This window comes from Nostoc sp., assembly GCF_036918245.1.
GTDB lineage: Bacteria > Cyanobacteriota > Cyanobacteriia > Cyanobacteriales > Nostocaceae > Nostoc.
Genome location: NZ_JBALEF010000037.1, coordinates 1 through 23,697 on the forward strand (window position 1 = coordinate 1; position 23,697 = coordinate 23,697).

General features: G+C 40.8%; 18 protein-coding genes. 8 read left to right on the forward strand and 10 right to left on the reverse strand.

The features are described 5' to 3' along the window. Window positions 1-913 precede the first annotated feature (913 nt). The gene (locus V7L12_RS08700; RefSeq protein ID WP_335083895.1) at window positions 914-1,378 is read left to right on the forward strand and encodes a hypothetical protein; all 465 of its coding nucleotides are present in this window, start codon (window positions 914-916) and stop codon (window positions 1,376-1,378) included. A 143-nt stretch (window positions 1,379-1,521) separates the two neighbouring features. Here the strand turns inward: V7L12_RS08700 and V7L12_RS08705 are convergent, their stop codons facing one another. From V7L12_RS08705 to V7L12_RS08720, 4 genes are all read right to left on the reverse strand, one after another. After that, on the reverse strand, window positions 1,522-1,899 hold the full coding sequence (locus V7L12_RS08705; protein ID WP_335083897.1) for a response regulator: 378 nt from the start codon (window positions 1,897-1,899) through the stop codon (window positions 1,522-1,524). 164 nt (window positions 1,900-2,063) lie between these two features. Next, window positions 2,064-5,435, reverse strand: a complete 3,372-nt coding sequence (locus V7L12_RS08710) for a PAS domain S-box protein (RefSeq protein ID WP_335083899.1) — start codon at window positions 5,433-5,435, stop codon at window positions 2,064-2,066. A gap of 13 nt (window positions 5,436-5,448) precedes the next feature. Beyond that, window positions 5,449-7,428, reverse strand: coding sequence for a GAF domain-containing sensor histidine kinase (locus V7L12_RS08715; RefSeq protein WP_335083901.1), 1,980 nt, complete (start codon window positions 7,426-7,428; stop codon window positions 5,449-5,451). Between the two features lie 564 nt (window positions 7,429-7,992). Next, a complete protein-coding gene (locus V7L12_RS08720) occupies window positions 7,993-8,493 on the reverse strand; it encodes a fatty acid hydroxylase (protein WP_334821846.1) in 501 nt (166 codons plus the stop codon). 1,023 nt (window positions 8,494-9,516) lie between these two features. On the opposite strand from V7L12_RS08720, the gene V7L12_RS08725 reads away from it, so the two are divergent. From V7L12_RS08725 to V7L12_RS08735, 3 genes are all read left to right on the forward strand, one after another. Further along, window positions 9,517-9,663 carry a ribbon-helix-helix protein, CopG family gene (locus tag V7L12_RS08725; protein ID WP_334821869.1) on the forward strand — a complete coding sequence of 49 codons (147 nt, stop codon included), beginning with the start codon at window positions 9,517-9,519 and terminating at the stop codon, window positions 9,661-9,663. Window positions 9,664-10,167: 504 nt separating this feature from the next. Further along, a complete protein-coding gene (locus V7L12_RS08730) occupies window positions 10,168-10,866 on the forward strand; it encodes a haloacid dehalogenase type II (protein ID WP_335083904.1) in 699 nt (232 codons plus the stop codon). Between the two features lie 283 nt (window positions 10,867-11,149). Beyond that, the gene (locus V7L12_RS08735; RefSeq protein WP_334821848.1) at window positions 11,150-12,019 is read left to right on the forward strand and encodes a DUF5895 domain-containing protein; all 870 of its coding nucleotides are present in this window, start codon (window positions 11,150-11,152) and stop codon (window positions 12,017-12,019) included. A gap of 64 nt (window positions 12,020-12,083) precedes the next feature. On the opposite strand, the gene mltA is transcribed toward V7L12_RS08735, so the two are convergent. The 3 genes from mltA to V7L12_RS08750 form a co-directional block, all read right to left on the reverse strand. Then, on the reverse strand, window positions 12,084-13,367 hold the full coding sequence (gene mltA, locus V7L12_RS08740) for a murein transglycosylase A (RefSeq protein ID WP_335083930.1): 1,284 nt from the start codon (window positions 13,365-13,367) through the stop codon (window positions 12,084-12,086). A 3-nt stretch (window positions 13,368-13,370) separates the two neighbouring features. Next, window positions 13,371-13,625 (reverse strand): hypothetical protein, encoded by a 255-nt coding sequence (locus tag V7L12_RS08745; protein ID WP_190728057.1) that lies wholly within the window; start codon window positions 13,623-13,625, stop codon window positions 13,371-13,373. A 369-nt stretch (window positions 13,626-13,994) separates the two neighbouring features. After that, window positions 13,995-14,228, reverse strand: a complete 234-nt coding sequence (locus tag V7L12_RS08750) for a hypothetical protein (RefSeq protein WP_335083906.1) — start codon at window positions 14,226-14,228, stop codon at window positions 13,995-13,997. Between the two features lie 419 nt (window positions 14,229-14,647). Here V7L12_RS08750 and V7L12_RS08755 point away from each other — a divergent pair, with 419 nt between their 5' ends. Continuing rightward, window positions 14,648-14,974, forward strand: a complete 327-nt coding sequence (locus tag V7L12_RS08755) for a DUF4278 domain-containing protein (RefSeq protein ID WP_334821850.1) — start codon at window positions 14,648-14,650, stop codon at window positions 14,972-14,974. A 165-nt stretch (window positions 14,975-15,139) separates the two neighbouring features. Further along, window positions 15,140-16,531, forward strand: a complete 1,392-nt coding sequence (locus V7L12_RS08760; RefSeq protein ID WP_334821851.1) for a serine/threonine-protein kinase — start codon at window positions 15,140-15,142, stop codon at window positions 16,529-16,531. A gap of 42 nt (window positions 16,532-16,573) precedes the next feature. Here the strand turns inward: V7L12_RS08760 and V7L12_RS08765 are convergent, their stop codons facing one another. Next, complete coding sequence (locus V7L12_RS08765; RefSeq protein WP_335083908.1) at window positions 16,574-17,488, reverse strand: c-type heme family protein; 915 nt, start codon at window positions 17,486-17,488, stop codon at window positions 16,574-16,576. Window positions 17,489-17,669: 181 nt separating this feature from the next. Here V7L12_RS08765 and V7L12_RS08770 point away from each other — a divergent pair, with 181 nt between their 5' ends. Both V7L12_RS08770 and V7L12_RS08775 read left to right on the forward strand, forming a co-directional pair. Next, window positions 17,670-18,524, forward strand: a complete 855-nt coding sequence (locus V7L12_RS08770) for a phosphate/phosphite/phosphonate ABC transporter substrate-binding protein (protein WP_335083910.1) — start codon at window positions 17,670-17,672, stop codon at window positions 18,522-18,524. A 442-nt stretch (window positions 18,525-18,966) separates the two neighbouring features. Then, complete coding sequence (locus V7L12_RS08775; protein WP_335083912.1) at window positions 18,967-19,128, forward strand: hypothetical protein; 162 nt, start codon at window positions 18,967-18,969, stop codon at window positions 19,126-19,128. Between the two features lie 105 nt (window positions 19,129-19,233). On the opposite strand, the gene V7L12_RS08780 is transcribed toward V7L12_RS08775, so the two are convergent. Together V7L12_RS08780 and V7L12_RS08785 are read right to left on the reverse strand one after the other, a co-directional pair. Continuing rightward, window positions 19,234-20,004: a hypothetical protein gene (locus tag V7L12_RS08780; RefSeq protein WP_335083913.1), complete on the reverse strand. Its 771-nt coding sequence runs from the start codon at window positions 20,002-20,004 to the stop codon at window positions 19,234-19,236. Between the two features lie 465 nt (window positions 20,005-20,469). Then, on the reverse strand, window positions 20,470-23,208 hold the full coding sequence (locus tag V7L12_RS08785) for a GAF domain-containing sensor histidine kinase (protein ID WP_335083918.1): 2,739 nt from the start codon (window positions 23,206-23,208) through the stop codon (window positions 20,470-20,472). Window positions 23,209-23,697: the final 489 nt, after the last annotated feature.

Genomic DNA, 23,697 nt, shown 5'->3' on the forward strand with positions numbered 1-23,697 from the left:
AATGATTGTCAATAATCTGACTCGTTCAATTTTTCAAAACTTCAATATCCCTTATTTCTATTTTTCCTCTGCCTAGAGTGACAAAAGAGGGTTAAGCTCAAACGCTTGTTCCACATACGCTTTACCCCAGCCCCAACCCCTCCCCTTAGTAAGGGGAGGGGAGGTTTTGCGTCAGCAAAGCCGGGGTGGGGTCACTCAGGATTGATTGGTAATTGAGTAAGTTTTATATAACCTCATTACAAGGTTTTTACGTTAAGTTGACACCAATGGACGATCGCCCACCCAGAAATAAATTTCTCTTTCTTGTAGCTCAATTCTACTAAGCATGGAATCAAGCCCTTGTTCGGTCTTTTTTAGAAGACTTGAGCTATTGGCCTCGAAATTCATTCTAAAGCAGTTGTTGGGACTGGTGCAAGAATCAGTTTAAACGGACTCAATTGAGTGAGTTTGAGTCCGTTTTTATTGACTTATCTTACACTGCGATCTATGTTGTCCGTATTTTTAGCGTAAAATTGCTTTTCTAGATATAAATTTTAAGTAAATATAAACTTGTCAATATAATATTGAGTAATTTTTTAATTTATGACTAATATTGTTGACTTATATTATTTTAATATGGCACTATAAGCACATAAGTATTCCGACTTAGTATTTTATACAGTTTATAGGTTAGAAATAAAATTTAGCGAGTTGAAAGGATTATATGATCCGCGAAGTTGAAATCTGCTGATGGCACTTCATTACTAAGACGTGCTGGAATAGAGGTATTTTTAAACTCCTATATTTTTGTTTGGATCAATATCTGAAATCTTTTGGTTTGAGATTGCAATATTGTTTTGATTTATGGGCTTTATAAATATTGAAATTAAGCAGATTTTTTGTAAATAAATCACCATTAAAAAAAAAGGTAAAAATGGAAACGAATACTATAGAAATCAATTCTGGAAAAAATGAATTTATAATTAATCTTTGTCAAGAACTCCAAGATAGTTTAGTTCAAGGTTGGCAAAATTTTAATACAAGTGAAAACCTCAAGATATTTAGCGGTTTTTTTGAATTTATTTTCAGAGCTGGATTCGACGAAAGCCAGTATAGGAGAGTAATACCTAACCCTGCCTATGACAATGCTGCTAGATTGATTGGCAAGCCTTTTTTGGAAGCTGCCAGGAAATTTGAAATTCATTTCGATGAAATTTTTCCTGGAAGCTTTTCTGAATCACAAGAAGCAGAAAAGGAAGGTTTTGAAGTTCGCATATTTAAGCTAAAAGCTTTTTACCAAAATAAACCTTTATGCCTATTCTTACTCAAGTTTCCTCATTATCATGAAAAATTTGGCTTTCCACTCTCAGCAGAATTAGAAATTTTAGAGTTGTATTGATTGCAGGGCAGACCTAGCGTCAAGAAGATAACAAAGGGATAGAAGGATGATTGACCTTGTCTCCCCCTCCTCTTATCCAATAATTCTGAATTTAAGCCAACTAAAAAGCTGCGATCGCAGATGAAAAACCTTCATAACTTTCCTCACAAACCCAACACCTGCATTGATTTTTGAAGTACTTCTTTGGGACGAAATGGTTTAGTTAAATATAAGTCTGCACCAACCTCAATTCCTTTTTGTTTATCAAATTCCTGCCCTTTAGCTGTCAAGATTACAATGTATATGTCAGCCATTTGCAAGTCGTTTTTTACAATATGGCAGACTTGCAAACCATTCATTTTCGGCATCATCACATCAAGAAAAACCAGGTTTGGTTTTTCAGTTTTGATGGTTTCGAGAGCTTCTTCTCCATTTCTAGCAGTTAAAAGTTCAACACCCTCATCTTCTAATGCTTCTAAGGCTTGTTCCATCAAAATCAAGATATTAGGTTCATCGTCAACAATTAGAATTTTCTGGGTCATAGGGATTGGGTATTGGGGATTGGGGATTAGGGACTGGGGATTAGGGATTGGGGACTGGGGATTGGAGATTAGATTATATAGTAAGGTTCAACTAATTTTTTCCAGTACCTAGTACCCAGTCCCCAGTCCCCAGTCCCCAGTCTCCAATCCCCACTCCCTAGCAATTACTGTTCGGACAGCATAATAAAAAATACATTTTCCAACTCCTTCTCAAAGCGTAGGGTTTTCACCAAATCGGCTTCTTGAGAGAAGATAGAATCAATGATAATCATGTCAGGTTTGGCTGACAGGGCTTTATAAATGCATTCTTGCGGATCGGAGGCTTCAATCACACTGTATCCCTGAGTTTGCAGTACATCTGCTAGGGTTTTTAAGGCTGATGCATTTTTATCTACAACCAATACCTTTTTACTAGAAGTGCCTTGGTAAAGCAGTGAGCCAATTTCGTTGAGGAGTTTTTCTGTGTCAATGGGCTTGGTGAGATAGCGATCGATGCCAATATGGTAGCCCCGTTCCTTGTTTTCAATAATTGACAGAATAATAATCGGAATATCTGCGGTTTGAGGATCGTTTTTGAGAACGGCTGCCACATCGAAGCCGTTGATTTGGGGCATCATTACGTCCAAGAGAATCAGATCGGGACGGGCTGTTTTGATTTGATGAATTGCATCCATGCCGTCCTTTGCTTCGCGAACGTTGTAGCCTTCGTTTTCCAGTTGTTGACGGAGCAGTTCCCGAATGTTAGCGTCATCATCTACAACCAAAATGGTCTTACGGTTTTGCTTCAGCACAGCGTTTTTGGTGATGACGTGTTCTTTGAGTTGTTTGACTAGCGTATCCAAATTCAGATTAGCAGTGGTTTTTTGATCGCAAGCGTAGGTGGGAATGATGAAGGAGAATATGCTGCCGTTACCTGGTTCACTCTCAACCCAGATTCTACCGCCGTGATGATCGACGATTTGTTTACAGATGGGCAGTCCTAACCCTGTGCCTTTGGGTTTGTCGGTGAGGGTGTCGCCAACTTGGCGGAATTTCTCGAATACTTTCGGCTGGTCTTCAGGCGCAATCCCAATGCCTGTATCGATGACGCTAATGCAAACACCGTCGTTTTCTTGTTTGACGCGGCAGGTGACACAACCAGATTCAGTAAACTTAACGGCATTGGAAATCAGGTTGATTAGAACTTGCAGCAAACGGTTGCGATCGCCTATTATCTGAGGCAGTCCAGGTTCAATCTCGCACACCAACTGCAAGCCATTGGTTTCAAATAACCCGGCGGTAGAATTGCTTGCCCAATCCAGTAATTCGCTGGGATCAATGGGCTGCATCTGCCATTCCACCTTACCTGCTTCCATCTTGGCGATGTCCAGGACATCGTTAATCAAAGACGTGAGCCGTTCTGCTTCCGACACAATAATGTTGAGATTGTCACCCACCCGCTTGATCGTTTTCTGAAGCTTGCGGTCTTCGGTAGAAATTATTGGGAACACATCAGTTTCCAGCTTTTCTTTAATGATCGACGCAAAACCGAGAACAGAAGTCAGTGGCGTCCGCAGCTCATGGGAAACTGTTGAAATGAAATCGGTCTTCATCTGGTCAATCTCCTTTTCTGCCGTTACATCCCGAATCAGCAGTGCCGAACCGAAGCAGGCAGCGGGTTCTGGATCTGCTGTCTTTTTGAAAATGGCGGTTGCAACTGCCTGACCAATGCGTTCCTTCGTCAGTGCAACTTCGGCAGAAAACACCTCTTGGGGATGGGACTGAGTTCGTGCAACCAGGTCTACTAAACCAGATATCGGCAGTTCTCGGTAGTGACCGTTGAGGGCAGTAGCTGTCAATCCATACATGGCTAAAAAGGCAGGATTGAAGTGGGTGATTTGTCCTGCGGTGTCTGCCACTAACAAACCATCTGCTAAGTTATCTAAAATGGCATTTAATCCTTGCGCTTCTGCTAGGGTATTTTGTAGCGCAGCCGTCCGCTCTGCAACTCTGGCTTCTAGGTCTTGATTTAGTTGCCGCAGAGCGATTTCTGCTTGTTTGCGGGCAGTGATATCGGTATTAATTTCCAGCACCGCACAGGGCTGACCAGAGATGTCCCGTTGCAACGTCCATCGGCTCTGCACGGTAATCAGTCTGCCCTCATGAGTCAGGTGTTGCACTTCTCCTTCCCAATTGCCTTGCTCTAATAACTCTGCTATAATTGCTTGTTTTGGTTTTGGAAAGGTTTTTTTAATAAATGCGTGAATGTATTGGCCTTTTACTTCCTCACGCGTCCAACCGTAGAGAGTTTCGGCACCTTGATTCCAGTACAAGATTTTCTCGGTCATGTCGCGGACGATGATCGCATCGCTGGAATGATTCAACATATCCAATAAACGTTGATTTTCAGCTTCTGCCAGCTTGCGATCGTGAATATCAGTACAAGTGCCAATCCATTCCCGAATGCTGCCGTCTTCTTCCAGCACGGGCGCACCACAGACAGAGAAGTCGCGGTATGTGCCATCCTTGCCACGCAACCGATATTCGGTTTGGTAGATACCTCGGTTCGCCACAGCAGCATTCCAAACTTCTGTAGAGTCGGCACGGTCATCGGGGTGAATTGGATCAATCCAGCCCCAACCCTCAACTTCAGCTTCGCTCTGCCCCGTATAGGCTATCCAGGTGAGCATTTCACTGCTTATTCCCAGTCCTTCCGGGGTAGCTGCCCAGACGATCTGTGAAGTAGCAGTTACTAACGATCGATATCGTTCTTTCAGACACTGATTTTCGGCTTCTGCCAGCTTGCGATCGTGAATATCGGTGCAGGTGCCAATCCACTCCCGGACGCTACCATCATCTTCGATGACGGGGGCACCCCAGACCCAAAAGTAGCGATAGTTGCCATCCTGGCCCCGAATTCGATATTCAATTTGATACATGCTCAGATTTGCCACGGCAACACCCCAGGCTTCTCCGGTGTAGGGGCGATCGTCAGGATGAACGGCATCAATCCAGCCCCCATTTTCTGCTTCAGCTAGACTTTGACCTGTATAGGCTATCCAGCTTGCCAGTTCAAAGCAAATTCCATCCGGTGTGCTTACCCAGACAATTTGTGTATTAGCAGTTACCAAAGAGCGGTATCGGGCTTCACTCTGTTTCAGGATTTGTTCATGATGTTGGCGTTCCTGCTGAACGCGTCGAAGGTCGCTGATCTCCTCTACACTAGACCAGATTAATTGCTCCCCATCCTTCTCAATCATCAGTCCAGATAACCTTACCGGAACCAGATGCCCGCCTTTGTGAATGTACTCCTTCTCATAAGGCCCATAGCGACCAGTTCGTTCCAAGTCTTCTAGGCTAGATTGCTCTGTAGCAGCATATTTTTCTGGGGTAATCTGCCAGTAGGTGAGATTTAGGGTTTCTGGAACAGTACGCCCCAAAATGGCAGCATAGGCGGGGTTGATGTTAATTAGTGTTCCATCTGTTCGGCATAGTGCTAGCCCAACAGGACATAGTTCAAATAGCTGACTATTGTATTCATCAAGTTGGTTAAACATGGTTGAGGTTTCTTTAGTGGCGTATTTGAGTAGGGTTAGAACAACAGAACCAAGACAACAAAGTGGCGTAAAGCTTTAACGAAATTGGGTGGCGTTGAAACATCTGGTAAATTTGATCGGGTGATGCACCTTCCACATCTGGATTGTGCTGTGAAAGTCGCTGGATCAGTTGAGTATGGCGGCTCAACAAATCCGTAGGTTTGAGCATTGGAGCTGTTGATGGAATGAAGCCGTCGGCATCGGGAGTGGGAGATGATTCGGTTGTGGGAGTTGGCGAGGCAGAGGTGCAATTCTGTTCTTCAGTAGCGTCTGCAAATGCACAATTTAACGGAATCTGAATCCAGAATTCTGTCCCTTCACCTGGTTGAGAACGACACTTGAGCATTCCCCCATGTCTGTCCACAACAATTTGGTAGCTGATTGCCATGCCTAGTCCGGTTCCTTTACCAACATCTTTCGTGGTGAAGAAGGGATCGTAAATGCGGCGAATTACCTCTTCCTTCATGCCTGGGCCGTTGTCAGCAATGCGAATTACAACCCACTGTTGGTCAAGGGCTTTGGTACGAATAGTGATTTGGGGATTGGGGGTTGGGGATTGAGGATTATTTTTGAGTCTCCAATTTTCCATGCTTTCTTCCAAAGCATCAATGGCATTTGCCAGGATGTTCATAAACACCTGATTCAATTGTCCGGGATAGCATTCAATTAGAGGAAGTTTTGCATAGTCTTTAACAATTTCAATTGCCGGACGATGAACATCTGCTTTCAGACGATGATGAAGAATCATTAGCGTTCCATCGATGCCATCGTGGATGTTCACGGCTTTCATTTCAGCTTCATCATGGCGGGAGAAATTTTTCAGGGATTGGACAATTTCTACAATGCGACTTGTGCCTAGTTTCATCGAATCTAACAGTTTGGGGAGATCCTGCATGATAAATTCCAGGTCTATGTTGTCTAACTCTGATTCCAGTTCTGGAGGAGCAACAGGTAGGAACTTTTGATACTTTTCCAACAGGTGCAACAAGTCTTGGGCGTATTCGGCAACATACTTTAAATTGCCGCAAATAAAGTTAACCGGGTTGTTGATTTCGTGGGCAACTCCGGCAATGAGTTGTCCAAGACTGGACATTTTTTCGCTTTGGATTAACTGAGTTTGGGCTAATTGCAACTCATGGAGAGCTTGCTGAAGCTTCTGTGTTTGGGCTTTTGCCTGGACGGCTGCTTGAGTACTTTGTTCGTAAAGCACAGCTTTGTCAATAGCGATCGCTGTTTGAGAGGCAAAGATACTCACCAGTTTCAGGTGTTCAGCCTTGTATGAGTCAGTTTTGGGCGTTCCAATAGCGATCGCTCCCAGTACCCGTTCTTTGGCTCGCAACGGTACACAAATCATTGCACTAACGTTTTTTTGCCCCTCTAATCGAGAATCAGCTTGCACATCATTGACAAGTTCAGCCCGGTTGGATTGCACAATGTTGCCGATAATTCCCTTACCCGGTTCCGGCTGATTGTGGTCAAAAAACACTCCAAATTCGGCAATGATTTCAAACGCAGTTGCATCTGGACTCAAAAGCAGAATCATCCCCGCAGATGATTCAATTAATTGACTCAATTCTTGAAGCACAAGTTGGGCAATCTGTCGCGTATCTAAACTTGTTGTCAGTTGAGTCGAGATATCGTCAAACAAATCAATTTCCTGATATCGCTCTAGCAATTCTTTGGCGAGTACTTTCTTCTCAGCTTCCTGCTTTGCCAGAAATGAGAGCAAATTTGCAAGTATAGTTGCCTGTTCTTCTCCAACAACCCAACCGATGATTTCTCCTGAAACCTCGATTGGATATCGGTTTTCCACAGTTTGCTCCCCAATGCTAATCAGCTTCGTGCCGTCTACCAGTTCAACATCAATCGCGATGTTGAACTGGTAGACTAATTTATGAATAAGAGATGGCAACTCTTTTTTGTTGAGCATCTTTCTGAGGCTAACTGCGGGCATGAAACACCTCATCTAGAGCAGGTTGCAAATTTCTCACAATCAGTGTTGGTTCGTTGGAGTAGTGTCTCAAAGAGAAACCTACACTGTATTGCAACCTCCTGCCACCTTTACCGTAGCTATCCGTACTCCTTTGCATAAGCAAGCTAGGCCTAGCATCTCCCGAAAAGAGAGAAATTGTCATAAAAATCTAGGGATATAATATTTTACTAATTAAGACTAGTTTTCCCAAAAACCTTAGCGATATAACAGCGAAGTCGAGCGGTAGCAAATACCTTTAAACTTGTTACCAGAGGCATTCTTCCGTTCTTATAACTCGCTTACTGTTTGATAATTTCTAGAACAACTATAAGTAATAAATTATTAATTAGATAAAAGTATAGATTTAAATCTATGGTAAATTAATGTCTCTTGTTGCTACTCCTCATAAATTGGGAATTAGCTTTTGAGTATATAAATGAAGGCATTTCTAAGAGTAGAATAATCGCCTTGAGTGTACCAAAAGAAGCTGCGATCGCAGCTTCTTTTGGTAATTTTAAAAAGTATTTAGGTAAGCGCTAGTTTTAGTTAGATCCGAGAGTCGCGAAAACGAAGTCTGAGTAATCGCAGCCAGCGCAACCACATTTGTGCAGGTTGTTCAAAGAAGGTGAAAATATCGCCGAAACCTAAATTCGTTTTGTGATGATGTAACCAGTGTCTCTCAGGAGTGGTAATAAATAGAATTTGACATAAGATATTTACAGGCTTTGGAGTTTGCCAACCCAGTACACTTATGTGTCTCCACCATACATGAAACTGACCAAGCAGTAATCCAGAGATAACGCCAATGGGAGAGAAAGACCACAATACTACTGCTACAAGTACATAAGGTAAAGCTCCCAAGATACCATCTAAAAGAACCTGGGGATTAAAAGTCAAAATAGCATAGTGGCGGAAGTCCTTTTTCCAGGAGTGGTGCGTTTTTAAATGAAGGCTACCAAAAACGTGCTCGGGTACATGGTAAAAGAATGTAGATAGAAAATCGCCAAAAAACAGTAATAACCAAGCAACAGCGATAGCCTCAAGCATTTGTACTCCTCAAGAATAGTTAAGAAAACTCCACAGAAAATATGCAAATGTCATGCTGTGGGCGTAGACACTTAGTTTTCCGCTATTCAAGCAGCATCTGTGCGTCTCATGTGTCTACGCTCCAGCTAATTTGGCTCAGAGTATATGTAATTGGCTCAGTTGCAGTTTCATGAATCTCCAATCTTTAATGGAGTAAATAGCAACTCGTAAGAACCTCCAATTTGACTTTTAGCTCTGGATTAATGGTAAAAATACATCTAAAATTCGATTGGGATACAGTATTTTACTATAGTTACTACACAATCTTCTTACTAAGGCATACAGTCTAAGCAAAGGTTGAGTTAAAGTTAGTACAAATTTAGGTTAAGGCTTTTTGCAATATTGTTCATTATAAATTTATTGCAATCAAGCTTCAATTATGAATTCAATTAGAATGATCTAAATAGATATTCTGCCAATACTAATTGAGTTATTGAGGTGAATAAAGCAGGCTTATAGTTTAATTGAAAGGCTGTAAAATTTGGAGCATCTAGAATTAACTAGATGCCATAGATATTTTCTACCAATCGAGTAATAATATAGCTCTCAACCTGCACCTTCAATGATGAATGAACATTGAAAAGACAGGGATACTTTGAGAATTTATCTTTATTTGGCAAGTGCGTTTGAATTCGCTTACTCTAGACCATTCGTTCGCTCTTGTTGTAAACACTGGCGACTTTATCTGTCACCCTTGTCCTGTGGTTGCTGCTGTGCATAGCAAGCTATGCACAGCGAACGTTAAGCATGAGACTACAGCCTAAGCTAAAAGGGGTAAAAAATTAAATGATAGAGTACAAAATATTGATTCTTCCTTTATCATTTATAGACAAGTTAGTAAATCAGTAAAGCATACCTGCAATATTTATTTACAACGTGTCCTATTGAAAGGGTATCTCAGTATATCCAAAATTTAGGTTACTTTCCAGTTGGAAGGTAAAATCAGGATTTGAAGTTATGATTACACGATTTATCTGTTTCAGTATGAACAAAAAATGGGCGGTCAAGCGAATCACTATAAACCTGGCATCAAATGAAGCCAAAAACCTTGAAAAATATTGTGAACAGACAGGCAGGCCAGCAACGGATGTGATTAGAGAACTTATTCGAGCCTTGCCACTGACGCAATAAAAGTAGATTAACAAACCATTTCACCTTGGTTCATTTTCAAGATATAAGCATTAGAATTTGGTTTAATTGGAGGTTGTCAAACGGGGAAATTTAAGTGCAGCAGTTTTATTCATTGATTGATAAGCTAGATATATACAAACTTTCCTTATCAAGATTGTCAATTTTGAGCTGTCTTTACCAGTGAAAAAATTTCCTTTCTGAAACAACTATTATCCCATACCCTAAACTTAGTAACATTGTAATATCAATTTATTTGGATAACGCCCATACAACTTCGGTTAGCAATGCTCTCTAACGCAGGTAGTAACAGTAAAACGACCCTTGCGGTTCACTCATTGCCAATCTTTTAGCAGCCAATAACCTGATATAGAAGAAATATTCAGAGACTTCAAGAACAGTGGATGCGGCGATGCCTGCGGCGGGCTGCGTCAACGCGGATGGATTCACCCGTCTTTTGGTTTGTGAAAACTGAACCCTATTAATCAAGCTCTGGAGTATAAAAAGGTGATTGAATTAAATCAGTATAAGGCTTTAACTTTCGATTGTTACGGAACCCTAATTGATTGGGAGAATGGCATCTTAAGAGTGCTAAAGCCACTTCTGCTGGCACACAACACTAATTTTAATTTGGATGACGAGCAAATTCTCAATATTTTTGCTGAATTTGAAGCAGAACTGGAAAAAGGGGAATATATCAAATATCGAGAAGTTTTGAAAAGAGTAGTTCAGAAATTTGGTGAACGATTTGGCTTTGAGCCAACTGCTGACGAACTAAATTCACTTGCCGATTCGATTCAGCATTGGCTGCCTTTCCCCGATACAGTTGAGGCACTTAGAACTTTAAAGCAAAAGTTTAAGCTGGTAATTATCTCAAATGTAGATGACGATCTCTTTGCTTTCTCGGCAAAGCACTTGGAGGTGGAATTTGACGAAATAATCACAGCAGAACAGGCAAAAAGCTACAAACCCTCCTTCAACAACTTCAGACTGGCTATTGAGAGAATTGATTTGCCCCTAGAGCAGATATTACATGTTGCTGCTAGTGTATATCATGATATCGTGACAGCCAAATCTTTGGGATTATCAACAGTCTGGGTAAATCGTCGAGCAGAGCAAGGGGTTAGTGCGAATTTACCAGCAGTCACTCAACCTGATTTAGAAGCACCTGATTTGAGGACTCTCGCTGCTTTAAGTCCACAGTAATTTGCTGATTTGAACTTAACCACGAGAGGAACAAAAAGTAGATCGCATTATTGAGCGAAAATAGCAGAAAATTGCAGGGAGATAGAGAGATGCCAAAGAAAGAATTTGTTGTTAAAAAACTAAACAGGGATTGCAACATAGATTGATTCTGTCTTACTCTAGAAAAACTACTACGCCAGCTTAATGTTCTTAAACTTTGGGAACCACAGCACATAACTGGCTCTTCAGGATCAGCGCCCTGCCGATAACCTTGTTCAATAAAACACTTTGATAGCCTAAAACGATGAAAGCATCTGCTAATTTCGACTTTGAAGACGAGAAATTTAATGCACCGCCTTCTCAAGTCCTTCCCTGGTGTCAGATGATTAATCCTCGGTATGGCACAGATGGTATACAATCTCACGGTTTGGCGATTAAGCTGGATAATGCCAATGCTGTCGGCTTTGTGCCAGATGATAATTGGCAGCAAGTTGAGCATGAATTTAGCTCTGGGGTAGAAACAGTCTTTATTACTGCTACTCCACGCTTGGTTATAGTGCGTCGGGGGCCATTGTCTGTTAAAGACCGGGAAAGTGGTCTAAAACTGGGTACGCTCAAAGATAATTATGATGCTTTTTTAGCCGACAAACTTAAATTTAAAACCTTTACTCGCTATCTAATTTTTATCGTGGGTGAGAATAAAAAGTTTTTACATGAATCACCACTACAACTAACTCTCAATGGTGCAGCCGGAGCGAGTTTCAGCAAAACCTACTGCGAATATCAACAAGGCAAAGTAGTTAGTGGATTCGTTGCTGAACTAGAAAAAGCTTATGCTATCTACCGCAAGCAACCTTTGACACCAAAAGGCCCTTTATTCCATGCTCACGGGATTTTTTCTCCCATCATTGAATGTGAAGAAAGAGGCATTGAACCAAATACAGTTTTGGTAGCTTCAACTGTAGACTACAAACATCCCACAGTAGGTACTTTAACGCAATATTTAATTGCTTCTGATGCTCTTGAGTCTGCAATGATTTGTAAGACTTTTGAAGAATACAAAGATTTTGGCAAGGAACCTGTAAAATCAGAAACCCCTAAATTGGCAATGGCAGGAGTTTCCAACTCTTACGTTTATGCTGATGAAGATGATTTTGCTTATCCACCGTATTAAGGAGAGTGATGAGTGAGGAGTGAGGAGTGATGAGTTTTGAATTAATAACTCCTAACTCCTAACTTTATTCTTTGAGCAGCAAATAATATAGTGAGCCATTACCGCCTGTGACACCGGCGCGATCGCCTGCTAGTTTACCAGATCCCATGAAATAATCCACCCGGCCCGGCCCTTTAATGGCGCTTCCTGTATCTTGGTCAAGCACAAAGCGGCTGACAGTACGCCTCTCTAGTTTGCCACCACCGATAGGATAGGGAAATGAGTTGTAAATCAGGGCTAACGCTCCCGGTGGCATGAGAGACTTATCTGTAGCAATAGAACGTTCTGCTGTCACCGGTACATGAATACTGCCTGTAGCAGCAGTACCACCAGTTTCTTGGAAGAAAATAAACCGTTTCCAGCGCGGGAGATAATTGCTCAACTCCTGGGGTTTTTGCCGGAAATAACTAATCATCCGTGGCATTGTCAATCCATTTAGTGGAAGTTTGCCATCTTTGGCAAGTTCTTTACCGATACTAGTCCAAGGATAATCAGTTCCACCGGCATAGCCAATTGATGTTGTTTTGCCATTGGTTAATTTAATTTGGGCAGAACCTTGGATATGTACCATGTATGCCTCTAGGCGATCGCGAAACCAAAGCAGTTCTAAACCGCGTAACTTGCTCTTATTCCCTTTTAAACCATCCTTCCCTTCCAAATCAATTCGTTTTGGGTGGGGTTTAGGCCATTGGCTAAAATCAGGTGGTAGCCGATAAAGAGGATACTTATATATTGCAGTTCTGACACGGCTAGCGGTGTAAACAGGTTCGTAGTAAGCAGTGAACTTAACAGTACCCTTGCCATCGTTGCCCACAGATTGGTAGAAGACAAACTCACGCTGGACAGCAGCTTGTAGTTGCGCTGCTGAGTTAGAACTGACAACCAGTTGGCGGAAACGTAGCAAACTCCGGCGGACGCGATCGAGAGTAATTTCCTTCATCGGATAATTTTGATATGCTGCGATCGCATCACCCTTTGTTAGGTAAAGCAGACTGTTATCGATGGAAGCCAACATCGCTTTGCGATCACCTCCGGTGGGCGAAGCGCCAACGCCTGTTTTACCTCTTTGACTCCAAATTTGCTCATCCCAACCCAAGCAAGTCGGCCGGAGTGTACAATCGCTTCCGATAGTGATTGGTATTAGCGGTGGCGCGATCTCAGGAGTGATTGGTATTGGTATAGGTGGAAGATCAGGAGTAGTCGGTATTGGTAAGGGCAGTAAGTTAGGAACCTGAGCAACAGCCGACCAGAGAGGATTTACAAGGGCAATTCCTAAACTCAAGGAAAGCAAAGCAAGGGTTTTTCTCATCATTTAGTTGAATCTTTCAACACTGGAACTAAAAATAGGTTCTACCCGGATTGCTACAATCCGAGAAGGGCGTACTACCATATATTCCCCTTGAATATTTTTGATCGGCACGCTAATAAAGTCATTAGAAGCAGATTTTGGCACAAGTTCGCCGCTATACCATTTCTGAAACTCTTGAATAGTAGGAAAACGCACTTCTTCTCGGTGGCCGCTTTCCAGTAGGAGGTATACGGCATATTCATTTGCGGTTCTAGCCATAAAGTTGAATCATTTAAAAAAACATTCAACCCATTGTTAACCACGTAACCCCCGAATGAAAAGGGTAAGCATACGGGAGCAGGGGATTTGCAAGGCATCCTTGACAGGTTAAGGTCATAAACAATTTGTCAATAAGTAATAGTGCTTAAAATTTTGCCAAGGAGATATTCAAGAAGCAGATGCAGCTAAACGCCGAATTGTGTAGATAAAGCTGAGATACATTTAATTTTTCAAGCTGAAAATCTTACAGCGAACTTTTCAGCCTCCAAAAAGTACAATTTAGATGCACGACAGCTTCTTGCTATTGTTGGGTGTTGTGGTAATGAACTCAAAGAAACATAGTCTTAGACAAAAGTTCCCCTGGCAGTTTTAGCTTGCTACCTGAGGTTGATGTTCTTGATCCAGAAATGCACTCGGCTGAAATTTGGCGATCTTCTCGTCAAGATTGCATTCGCGCTTAAAAGTTTGCGATCGCGCACAGCATCGGTAAGTAATACGATGATTGCATTCCCGAAAATGAGCAAAGCTGTTAGTAACATAAACTAGTTTGTCACGGCACTTACAGCTATTTTCAGGTAAATAGACCACGCGGTAGGGGCGCAAGGCTTTGCGCCCCTACGACAGGTGTGGTTCAAATACATGAAAACTGCTGTAAAAGGAGCCAGTGTGTTATTGGGGGTTCCCCTTGTTGTAGTAACAGACATTGTTATATCGTATTTCATCCCACCCTATAAGGATGTAAGACTCTAAAATCCCAAAAAGATTTTAGAGTCTTTGCCCGTACATGAGCAAAACTTAAACATAATCTTCTTTACCAAGATAGTCAGTTTATACTTTGACTCTAATCCACCCTGAATCCAATCTCAAAGATATTGATAATAATGATAAGCACTTAAAATGCGAATATTTACACGAATTTACGGAAAAAGTGTAAGTTTTTTTTTGCTCTTGCATAACATTCCAATCAATCTCTGATAAGTCATTGGCATTGTTGAAAAACAGTTATTCAGGAGGCGAAAATTATGAAACTTTACTATCGTGGTCTGAGCTACGAATACGGCTCAAGCAAAGTTGGCAGCAAAAAAACAGAACAGCCGTTTCAACCAGTTCCTCAAATTCGGCCAGCTTATAATTTGATGTACCGTGGCGTTAACTATCGTGTTGAGCCAAATTCCAAATCGGCGGAAGCTCCTCTAGCGCCAGTAGCCTATAAATTGAGCTTTCGGGGAATCACCTATTTTGTAGATAAAACTCAATTAGGAGAAGTTAGCGTAGTCTCTCAACCAACAACTACTTCAAAACTTGAGGCACTGGCGATTTCTGAGGAATTATTAAAGCTTCAACAATAATATGCCTACAAGCCGATCTGGAGTCTAGTTAGTCATAAACTTGTAATACAATCCTCAAAAAACCTTGCTTGAAATTTTGACACTACCTACTATTTGTCTCAACAAACCTTACCAAAACTGGTAGTTGTGTCAAGATTAATTTGAGGACTTAAGGCTTGTGACACAATGTTAGGACAATTATTAGACGGACGTTACCAAGTCGTCCAGATATTAGGTGGAGGTGGATTCGGTCAAACCTACATAGCCCAAGATACCCATCGACCAGGTTTCCCAAAATGCGTTGTCAAACACCTTAAGCCCGTCACTCGTAGCCCTGAATTTCTCGAAACTGCCAGACGGCTATTTACTAGTGAGGCAGAAACACTAGAACAATTGGGCTACCATGACCAGATTCCTCGGCTTTTAGCCTATTTTGAAGACAACCAAGAGTTCTTCTTGGTGCAAGAGTTCATTGAAGGACATACCCTGAAAGCGGAACTATCCCCCAATCAACCTTGGACAGAAGATCAAGTAATTCAACTGCTCCAACAGGTTTTGGGTATTCTACAATTTATTCACAGCCACAACGTTATTCATCGAGATATCAAACCGGACAATATAATTAGGCGGCAACAAGACGGTAAGTTAGTGCTGATTGACTTTGGCGCTGTTAAACAAGTCCAAACTCAACTGCTCACAATTGCAGGGCACACGGGGGCTACTATTATCATTGGTACTCCCGGATATATGTCTACAGAACAGGGGCAAGGTAAGCCCCGCCCCAACAGTGATATTTATTCCTTGGGCATTATAGGTATACAATCGCTGACAGGGTTACACCCTATAAACTTTGAGGAAGACCCAGATACAGGAGAAATTTCTTGGCAGCATCAAGCTAACGTCAGTTCTGAGTTGGCATCTGTGCTATCTAAGATGGTGCTACATCACTTTAAACAGCGTTATCAGTCTGCGGCTGAAGTTTTACACGTGCTTAAGGATCTCGATACTAGAGTAGAAGCGCAATCACTTCAACTACCATCTTTTACACAACCGCCTCAAGCTTCGCTTTCTCAACAAAACTCAATAATTGGGTATCCACCTGCTTCTATTCTGTCTGGGGAAAATTACAACCGCTTAGAAACAATTCTTTTAGAATTTGTCGGCCCCATTGCCTCAAGATTACTACGACAAGTTGCGGCATCAGCGTCCAATTTTGAAGAATTAATTAGTCAATTAGCCCTTCATCTTCGAGAAAATCAACAAATTGATTTTAAGAAGAAAACAATGTTTCTACTAGAGAAACCTACTCTACTACAAGAAATTACTGTTAAATCCGACCAATCTGGTATTAACTCAAATAATTTACTAAACCAAGAATCTAAAGTCATCAGTGACAAATTTCTGGAAGAGTGCGAACGTGAGTTGGCTGATTTAATTGGCCCAATAGCTAAATTTCTAGTCCAAAAAACTGTTAAATCTTCTGGACAAATCTCTCGTGCAGAATTTGTGAAAATTTTAGCATCACAAATCCCCGAACCTCAAAAAGCTTTGCAATTTGAGCAACGCTTACTTTCTTGATTTTTTCAAAATTGCGTTTTTCTCTCCATGAGTTACGGATTATTAGCCTTGATTATTCAGCATCTCCAAAGCTATTTTTAAGCTAGCTTTCATACGATTAAATGCTTCTGCTAACCCGCCAATTTCATCATGAGACCTTTCTTCAAAATCAGCGCTCATATCACCAATACTAACTTTTTGAGCTATTTTCTCTATTCTTCTGATGCGCTGAATCACATATTTTGTAATTAAGAAGTTAATTAAGAAAACTATGAGCGCAAAAATCGCAATTAAAAGTCCCATTATCAAGATCCAAGTCCGTTTGGCATTGGCAAAAATCTCTTCAGAAGGAACAGAGATTATTTGGGCAGAAACAATCTGATTCAGTTTCCAGCCAAAACCATTTTCCGATCCATAAGTTACCAGCTGACTCTTAGGAGCCTGCTCTGGTGTAGTATGACATCGCAGACATTGCTGCTGTGTAATCTTGAGTGGTTGGGCAATATAAAATACTTCGCCTTCTGATAAGGTGCGAAAGCCAGTAATTTCTAGAGTCTTGGGTTCGTTGCGAAAACGTTCTACAAGTTGAGTTTCAAAACTATCGGCTTTATCTGCTAAATTAGTTGGATTAAGTGTTGCATCTTTATGAAAAAAGTTTTTATATTCCGGCTTTTTACGAAAATTCTCAAAAACCTCTTTAGAGGAAAAAGTTGGTACTACTTCAGGCATGAATGTTGGGTTAGTATCTAATCTAGGTTCCAATAGAGGAACTATACGATTTTGTGTATAATCTCTAACTGCGTTCACCATTTGGATGAGAGTCTGTGCTTGAGAAGCCACTTCATTTTGCGCTCTCCCTTGAAGTACACTGGATAAGGCAAAGCCACTTCCCACAATACTGACTATGAAAACTAATATTAAAAGTAAATTAAATTTAGCACCTATTTTTAAGTTTTTTAACGTAATGTTGTTTAACATGACCTAAGCAACGAAGGTGATATCTGAGTTTGTCTAATATTTATTTATACCTGTTAGAAAGCATCTCAACACTATTTAAATAAATATTAATTTTTTGCTGCAATGTAACCTATTTAGGCAGCAGTCAAACTTATCTAAATTAGTCTTGAAAGCCAAGTTATTTCCTTAACCATAATTAGTGATGTTTGTGCGATTTCCCCGTCGTTTCTTTCTGTTTAATCTGCTAGGTTTGACATTTGCTGCCTGCCAACCACGAAAGGAGTTTGAGGGCGCGTTAACTATTGGTGCGATCAACTATGGTGGAGGCGAACAGATCATTAACCAATATGCTAAATTTAATAGTTACTTAGGCGAGAAAACGAACTCATATATTCAGCTAGAGCCTGTTTTTAATGAAAATAGAGCGGTTGAGCGTCTTGAGGCTCGTGCTTGGTCATTGGTATTTGCTCCACCTGGTTTAGCGGCTATTGCGATCGCACGCTACCAATATGTTCCCCTATTTCCTTTAATAGGTATTAGTAATTTGCGTTCTATCTTCGTTGTTCGCAAAGATAATCCGCTAACCGACTTGAAACAGCTACAAGGTAAAACAGTGGCTTTCGGACAGCTAGGTTCAGCAACAGGATATTATTTTCCTCTTTACAATCTTTATGGTACAACACTAGCTGAGATAATATTTGCACCCACACCCAAAGCCGCGCTAGAATTGGTGGCTCAAGGAAAAGCGATCGCCTGTGCCGTATCGGAGGCGGAATTAAGTCTCTACAGTTCACAGTTGGCCCCAACTGAATTTCGCATATTATTTAAAGACCCTCACTATGTACCATTAGGTGTGGTCTTGATTGGGCCGAATGTAGAACGTAACCGTCAAGAGTTTATCCGCAAAGTGATGAGTGATTCACCTTCTGGTTTAGCTCAAGAAGTAGGATACGTAACCAATGGACAAGTACCAGATTACAAGTACATGATTTCTGTGGTCGATCGGGTAAGCTCAATTAGTTCCAAGCTGCAAAGTAAACCTGTTCGTTTATTTTAGTCAAAGCAATAATAATACTTTCAGCCTTTGTTCTCTCTAAAATGCTCATCTAATGCTCAAATACCCTACTTTCAGCATTTAAACATAATTAATTAGGACTTACGCACACTCTACGAATTCTTGGCGTTCTTCTCTACCAGACGCTGCGCGTTGGCGGAGCCTCTGGTAGAGTTGGCGTCTTGGCGGTTCGACAAATTAAGCTTTTGGGCGATTTTTGCGTAAGTTATATTAATTTGTATTAAATAATACTTATTAAGGTATTCACAAAAAAAAGACCCTTTAAACGGTCTTGCAGTACTGCTTAAAGAATTAACTTATTTACTCAATAATCCAGGTGCTAACTCTAAATACATTTTTGCTTTATGCAAAGCTAGCAGTTTTTCTTGAGTGTGCATAATCGATTGCTAGCAATCGATTCAATCTATATTTACATCTCTTAACAATGCCTAACCCTAGAGGAACTCCTGAAAATTTAGAACCTGGAAAAAGAAAAGGTGATGAACCATTGACTGAGCAAGTGAATTGGCGTGTCACTAAGACAATGAAAGAAGAATTGTCCACTAAGGATCATCCACCAGACTTTTGTCGCCAAGCTATCCAATAAAAACTAGATAAGGATAAAAAGAAATAATTCCAAAAAACTCACGAATGTTTTAGGATTGCTATAGTTTGATTTTTGGTAAGTAAGTATTATCTTGTATTATCTTGCTCAAAAAAATAATTTGAATCGTGCTAGCTGGTTTTTAATGGTCTCTGTCAATATTTTATTCAGTTCTGTAGTGTCTTGAAATTGCAAAATTTGCTGTGTCGGTAAGTCGAAAGGAAATTCACCTTCAAAATCTGGGCGTTGCATTTGCGCTAGTAGAATCTGTTCAGAGCGCTTACTTTGGATGGCATAACCAATCTCAATACAAACATTCGGACTGGCAATTAACTGGGGCGTTTCTTTACCATCAATACTAGCAATAGGTGTGGTGTCAGCTATAAATAACAAACTCTTACGGATTTTCCGCATGATTGTGCGGTTAATTCGGAAAGTAGCACCGCTAGGACGAGAGGATTCTACTAATGTTAGGGGAAGACGCGATCGCAAGTTTAAATTGTCCAAACTTTTTCGCAGTTCTTCTTTAAGAATATTCGTCGCTGCAACATACTCAGTTTGATAGGATAAAAAAATCGTTGGTTCTAACTGAGCTAACACCGCCTGCTTGGTAAAATAAATTTCATGACTAATTAAGTCAATGTTAGAGACGCAATAGCCGCCACTACCTTCAATATAAAATTCAATATTTTCCCCTTCCAAATAGCGCCCAAACCAAGTTGATGTCTTAACTTCGTCACTGTCTTCCAAAAAGTCTGCTCGCAATGCTGATTTCAGCAGGCTTTTTTTGCTTAAACGAATGTCTGGGGCACGTTTTTCCAATTCTGGAATCGGCTCATAATCCTGTAAATACCACGCTCTGAGCGCAATTATTGACATAAGGCGCTATTTCAACTATTTTTCGCTATTCAACTTCGTATAATCTTACACCCAGAGGAGTCACTATTTCAGACTTCTCTTTAAACATAACAACATCCAAACCTCTACTCGCTGAACTATGTCCTCTTCTTGTTTATCCTAGCCAGGGATGTACTAACTTTCATTGCTTTTGTAAACAAGTAATGAAAATCAGCGACAGTGCCCCCTAATTTTCCCTATTTGAGGGAATTTGTTTTGCAACTAAACTTTACTTTTAAATTATTTTTTATCAAATTCAATATATTGCATACTCTGGATAACTGAGAGATATTTTGTCTAGTCTATTGTTAATAAAATTCTCATCGACCTTTTGGATGAATTTAAAAATTACTGAGTCAATTTTTAAGTTTTGAAACTGACAATTGAACATTGGTCAATAACTAATAGTGATTCTTCGCCTGTGTCCTCATCCCCCACTTCCTATTGTTAGTTAACTATTTTAGCTGGAGGCTTAATGGGAATCTCAATCCAGAACTCTGTACCTTTGCCAGGTTCTGAAATACACTCCATTATTCCCCCATGTTTTTCGACAATAATCTGATAGCTGATTGCTAGTCCCAATCCTGTACCCTTGCCTACAGGCTTGGTAGTGTAAAACGGGTCAAAAATTCGCTTTTTCACGTCTTCATTCATTCCGGGCCCATTGTCAGTAATCCGAATTAACAGACGAGAGTTGTCTGTTGAGACTTTAGTGGAAATCTCGATAGTTGGAATTTGGCATGAGTTCTTCTCCTTGTCACTCTGATGCCACTCTCTAATTCCTACTTCCAGAGCATCTATGGCATTGCTGAAAATATTCATAAAAACTTGATTCATTTGGCCGGCATAGCATTCCACCAGTGGGATATTGCCATAATCTTTAATTATCTCAATGCGTGGTAATTCAGCATTTCCTTTCAGCCGATGTTGCAAAATTAACAAGGTGTTGTCAATGCCTTCATGCAGATCAACACGCTTGTTTTCAGCCTCATCCAAGCGAGAAAAATTGCGTAACGATAGCACTATCGAGCGGATGCGCTCGGTTCCTACTTGCATTGAGGTCATGATTTTTGGGAGGTCTTCTACCAAAAATTCAAAATCGATCGCTTTGATCGCGGCTTTAATTTCACTATCGGGATGGGGATAGTGTAGCTGGTAGAGACGTAAAATTTCTAGCAGTTGTTCGGTGTAGTCACTGGCGTGGCACAGATTACCGTAAATAAAGTTAACGGGGTTGTTGATTTCGTGGGCGACACCCGCCACCAACTGTCCTAAGCCGGACATTTTTTCAGTCTGAATCAATCTTGTCTGTGTTTCTTGGAGTTCGTGTAGGGTATGCTCTAACTGAGCAGCTTGATTTCTGGCTTCAGTTTCGGCCTCAGAGGTTTGTTCGTAGAGTTGTGCTTGTTGAATAGCGATCGCAGCCTGATCTGCCACCTGCTGCAATAAATCAATTTCTGTATCCTGCCAATTTCTGGGAGCCTCACACTCATGGGCAATTAGTAGGCCCCATAGTTCCATACCCATATTAATCGGAACTATTAAGTTTGCTTGCACTTGCAAACTTTGCAAAAACTCTCGATGACAATCACTTAAAGAAGTTGTTGAAAGGTTATTAATTGCTCGTACCCTACCTTGACAGTATAGATGGGTATACTCATCAGGAAAGCATTCCGGCGGTGGATTCACTCCCAAAACTGACTGCCAATTGCCATTAATCTCTTCTACAATCACCGATTTAGTCTTGAGGTAGAAAATCAACACTCGGTCTGAATTTAGCAGAGGACGGACTTCCCGAACGATGGATTGCAGGGTTGCTTGCAAGTCTAATGTGCGGCGAATATGCTCTGTGACTTGCTTGATTACTTTGGTAAACATTAATGATTTTTCGAGTTCAGCAGTTTGCTCTTGCACCCGCAGTTCTAAATTGGTATTCAGGGATTGTACCTGTTTATACATTTGCTGCTGCTGAATAGCCATTGAGAAATGATCGTATAAAGCTTGCCCTAATAAAATGTCTTCCAACTTCCACTCAGGTGCTTGCCCTTTTTTCTGCTCTCGCCAAACCTCAAAAGAAAGCTGGGGTAAAAGTTGTCGCCGATTTTGTTCGCATCGCCCCGCCCACAAAATTTCTGTTTCAAATTCCGAGCGGAAAATACTTAATACACCGATAAATTTTTCGCGGTAATGTAGCGGAATCACCATGAGTCCGCGAATTTGAGTAGAACGGAATGCTAAAGCCAAAATTCGCAAACGTGGTTCTTTGTAAAGGTCAGTAGTTGCCCAAATATTACCTTGTTGAAACTCAGCCATCCACTTTTGCCAGATGGAATGCTGTTCGATAATACTGTTATCTAACTCGTAGGAGAGTGTCGGTTGGTCGCCCCAGGTGTATAGTTCTTGACTCTCTGCAATGTAAAGTCTGCCACCGACTCCACAGAAAGCAGTAATAACTTCTTCTAGTGCTCCTTGTAATTGGATTGTCGGCAGTTTATGCAATAGTGTGGTGACTCGATTAATAGTAGCTTCTCGCTTTTGCTTGGCTTGGGCTTCAGTGAGTAAATTACTTTGAGCGATCGCGATCGCTACCTGGTCAGCAACTTGCTGCAATACTTTTAGTTCTCGCTTCAAAATCTTTTGCGGTTCACTGTGGTGAACTACCAACAATCCCCACAATTTAGGCTTTGCTGACGGTTCTTGTGGGTCGCAATCTAAAATTGGTACTACCAACGAAGACTGTACGCCCATTGCTTTTAGGTATTGAATATGGCACTGGTCTGCTTGGCGATAGTAGATATTAGTTTCTAGACGTTTGCCAGTTTCTTTTGACTGTAGAGGCGATAGCCCGATCTTCTCATTTGCGACATCGACAATCGAACGTTGCCCGGCTAACAAAAACATCTCTCTGGCGGCTTCTGGAATATCATCAGCTGGGAAGCGTTGACCCAATAAAGATGGCAGACGTTGCTCATGAATAGATTCTGTAATGACTTCACCACTACCATCAGCATCAAAGCGATACACTTTCACCCGATCTGCACCCAAAAATAAACGCACTTCGCTAACAGTAGTCGTTAATATCTCTTGAAGGTCGAGCGATCGCCTGATCTGTTTTGTCATCCGGTGCAGTAAACTTTCTTGATCAAAGGTTTCCTGCAACTCGTTTGGTTTATCCCTACGTGTCATTGCTTGTATACACCATGATGGAAGTATAATTTTTTATATATTTGTCCCTGATCAGAATTTTCAACTTACAATGCTTTGATTTTTATCCTATTTCAAGAAATTCTTGCTACTAATGCGTTGCTAAGGGCATACATGTGTTACAAATATTTTTGGAAATGGATTAGAGGATGTTTGAAAAGTAACAGATATTTTGCTTGTTCCCTGTAGCCCTTATAAAGTGGATTTAGGGAGATATAAAACCGCTGTATCATTAAATACTTTTCAAGTCTCATCTCAAGTTTAAAGTTAAGAAATTTTTAATCATTGACATTTACTAATTTTATATTCTCAATCATTAAACTATTCCAGTAATTTTACTTAATTTAGATATGGAATAATTTCTTGAAATTAAAAATATTTTTTTAACGTTTTTGCCATTAATTCAATTAATTAAAATTTATTCAAAGCAACAACTAAATTATTAGTAAGTTTTTAAAATATTTTGGGCTG

Coding starts and splice junctions, on each gene's coding strand:
- V7L12_RS08720 (WP_334821846.1), bottom strand. CDS start 8,493: ATGCTTGAGGCTATCGCTGTTGCTTGGTTATTACTGTTTTTTGGCGAT.
- V7L12_RS08745 (WP_190728057.1), bottom strand. CDS start 13,625: ATGGCTAGAACCGCAAATGAATATGCCGTATACCTCCTACTGGAAAGC.
- mltA (WP_335083930.1), bottom strand. CDS start 13,367: ATGAGAAAAACCCTTGCTTTGCTTTCCTTGAGTTTAGGAATTGCCCTT.
- V7L12_RS08780 (WP_335083913.1), bottom strand. CDS start 20,004: ATGTCAATAATTGCGCTCAGAGCGTGGTATTTACAGGATTATGAGCCG.
- V7L12_RS08710 (WP_335083899.1), bottom strand. CDS start 5,435: ATGTTTAACCAACTTGATGAATACAATAGTCAGCTATTTGAACTATGT.
- V7L12_RS08715 (WP_335083901.1), bottom strand. CDS start 7,428: ATGCCCGCAGTTAGCCTCAGAAAGATGCTCAACAAAAAAGAGTTGCCA.
- V7L12_RS08755 (WP_334821850.1), top strand. CDS start 14,648: ATGAAACTTTACTATCGTGGTCTGAGCTACGAATACGGCTCAAGCAAA.
- V7L12_RS08735 (WP_334821848.1), top strand. CDS start 11,150: ATGAAAGCATCTGCTAATTTCGACTTTGAAGACGAGAAATTTAATGCA.
- V7L12_RS08725 (WP_334821869.1), top strand. CDS start 9,517: ATGAACAAAAAATGGGCGGTCAAGCGAATCACTATAAACCTGGCATCA.
- V7L12_RS08785 (WP_335083918.1), bottom strand. CDS start 23,208: ATGACACGTAGGGATAAACCAAACGAGTTGCAGGAAACCTTTGATCAA.
- V7L12_RS08765 (WP_335083908.1), bottom strand. CDS start 17,488: ATGTTAAACAACATTACGTTAAAAAACTTAAAAATAGGTGCTAAATTT.
- V7L12_RS08760 (WP_334821851.1), top strand. CDS start 15,140: ATGTTAGGACAATTATTAGACGGACGTTACCAAGTCGTCCAGATATTA.
- V7L12_RS08705 (WP_335083897.1), bottom strand. CDS start 1,899: ATGACCCAGAAAATTCTAATTGTTGACGATGAACCTAATATCTTGATT.
- V7L12_RS08700 (WP_335083895.1), top strand. CDS start 914: ATGGAAACGAATACTATAGAAATCAATTCTGGAAAAAATGAATTTATA.
- V7L12_RS08775 (WP_335083912.1), top strand. CDS start 18,967: ATGCCTAACCCTAGAGGAACTCCTGAAAATTTAGAACCTGGAAAAAGA.
- V7L12_RS08770 (WP_335083910.1), top strand. CDS start 17,670: ATGTTTGTGCGATTTCCCCGTCGTTTCTTTCTGTTTAATCTGCTAGGT.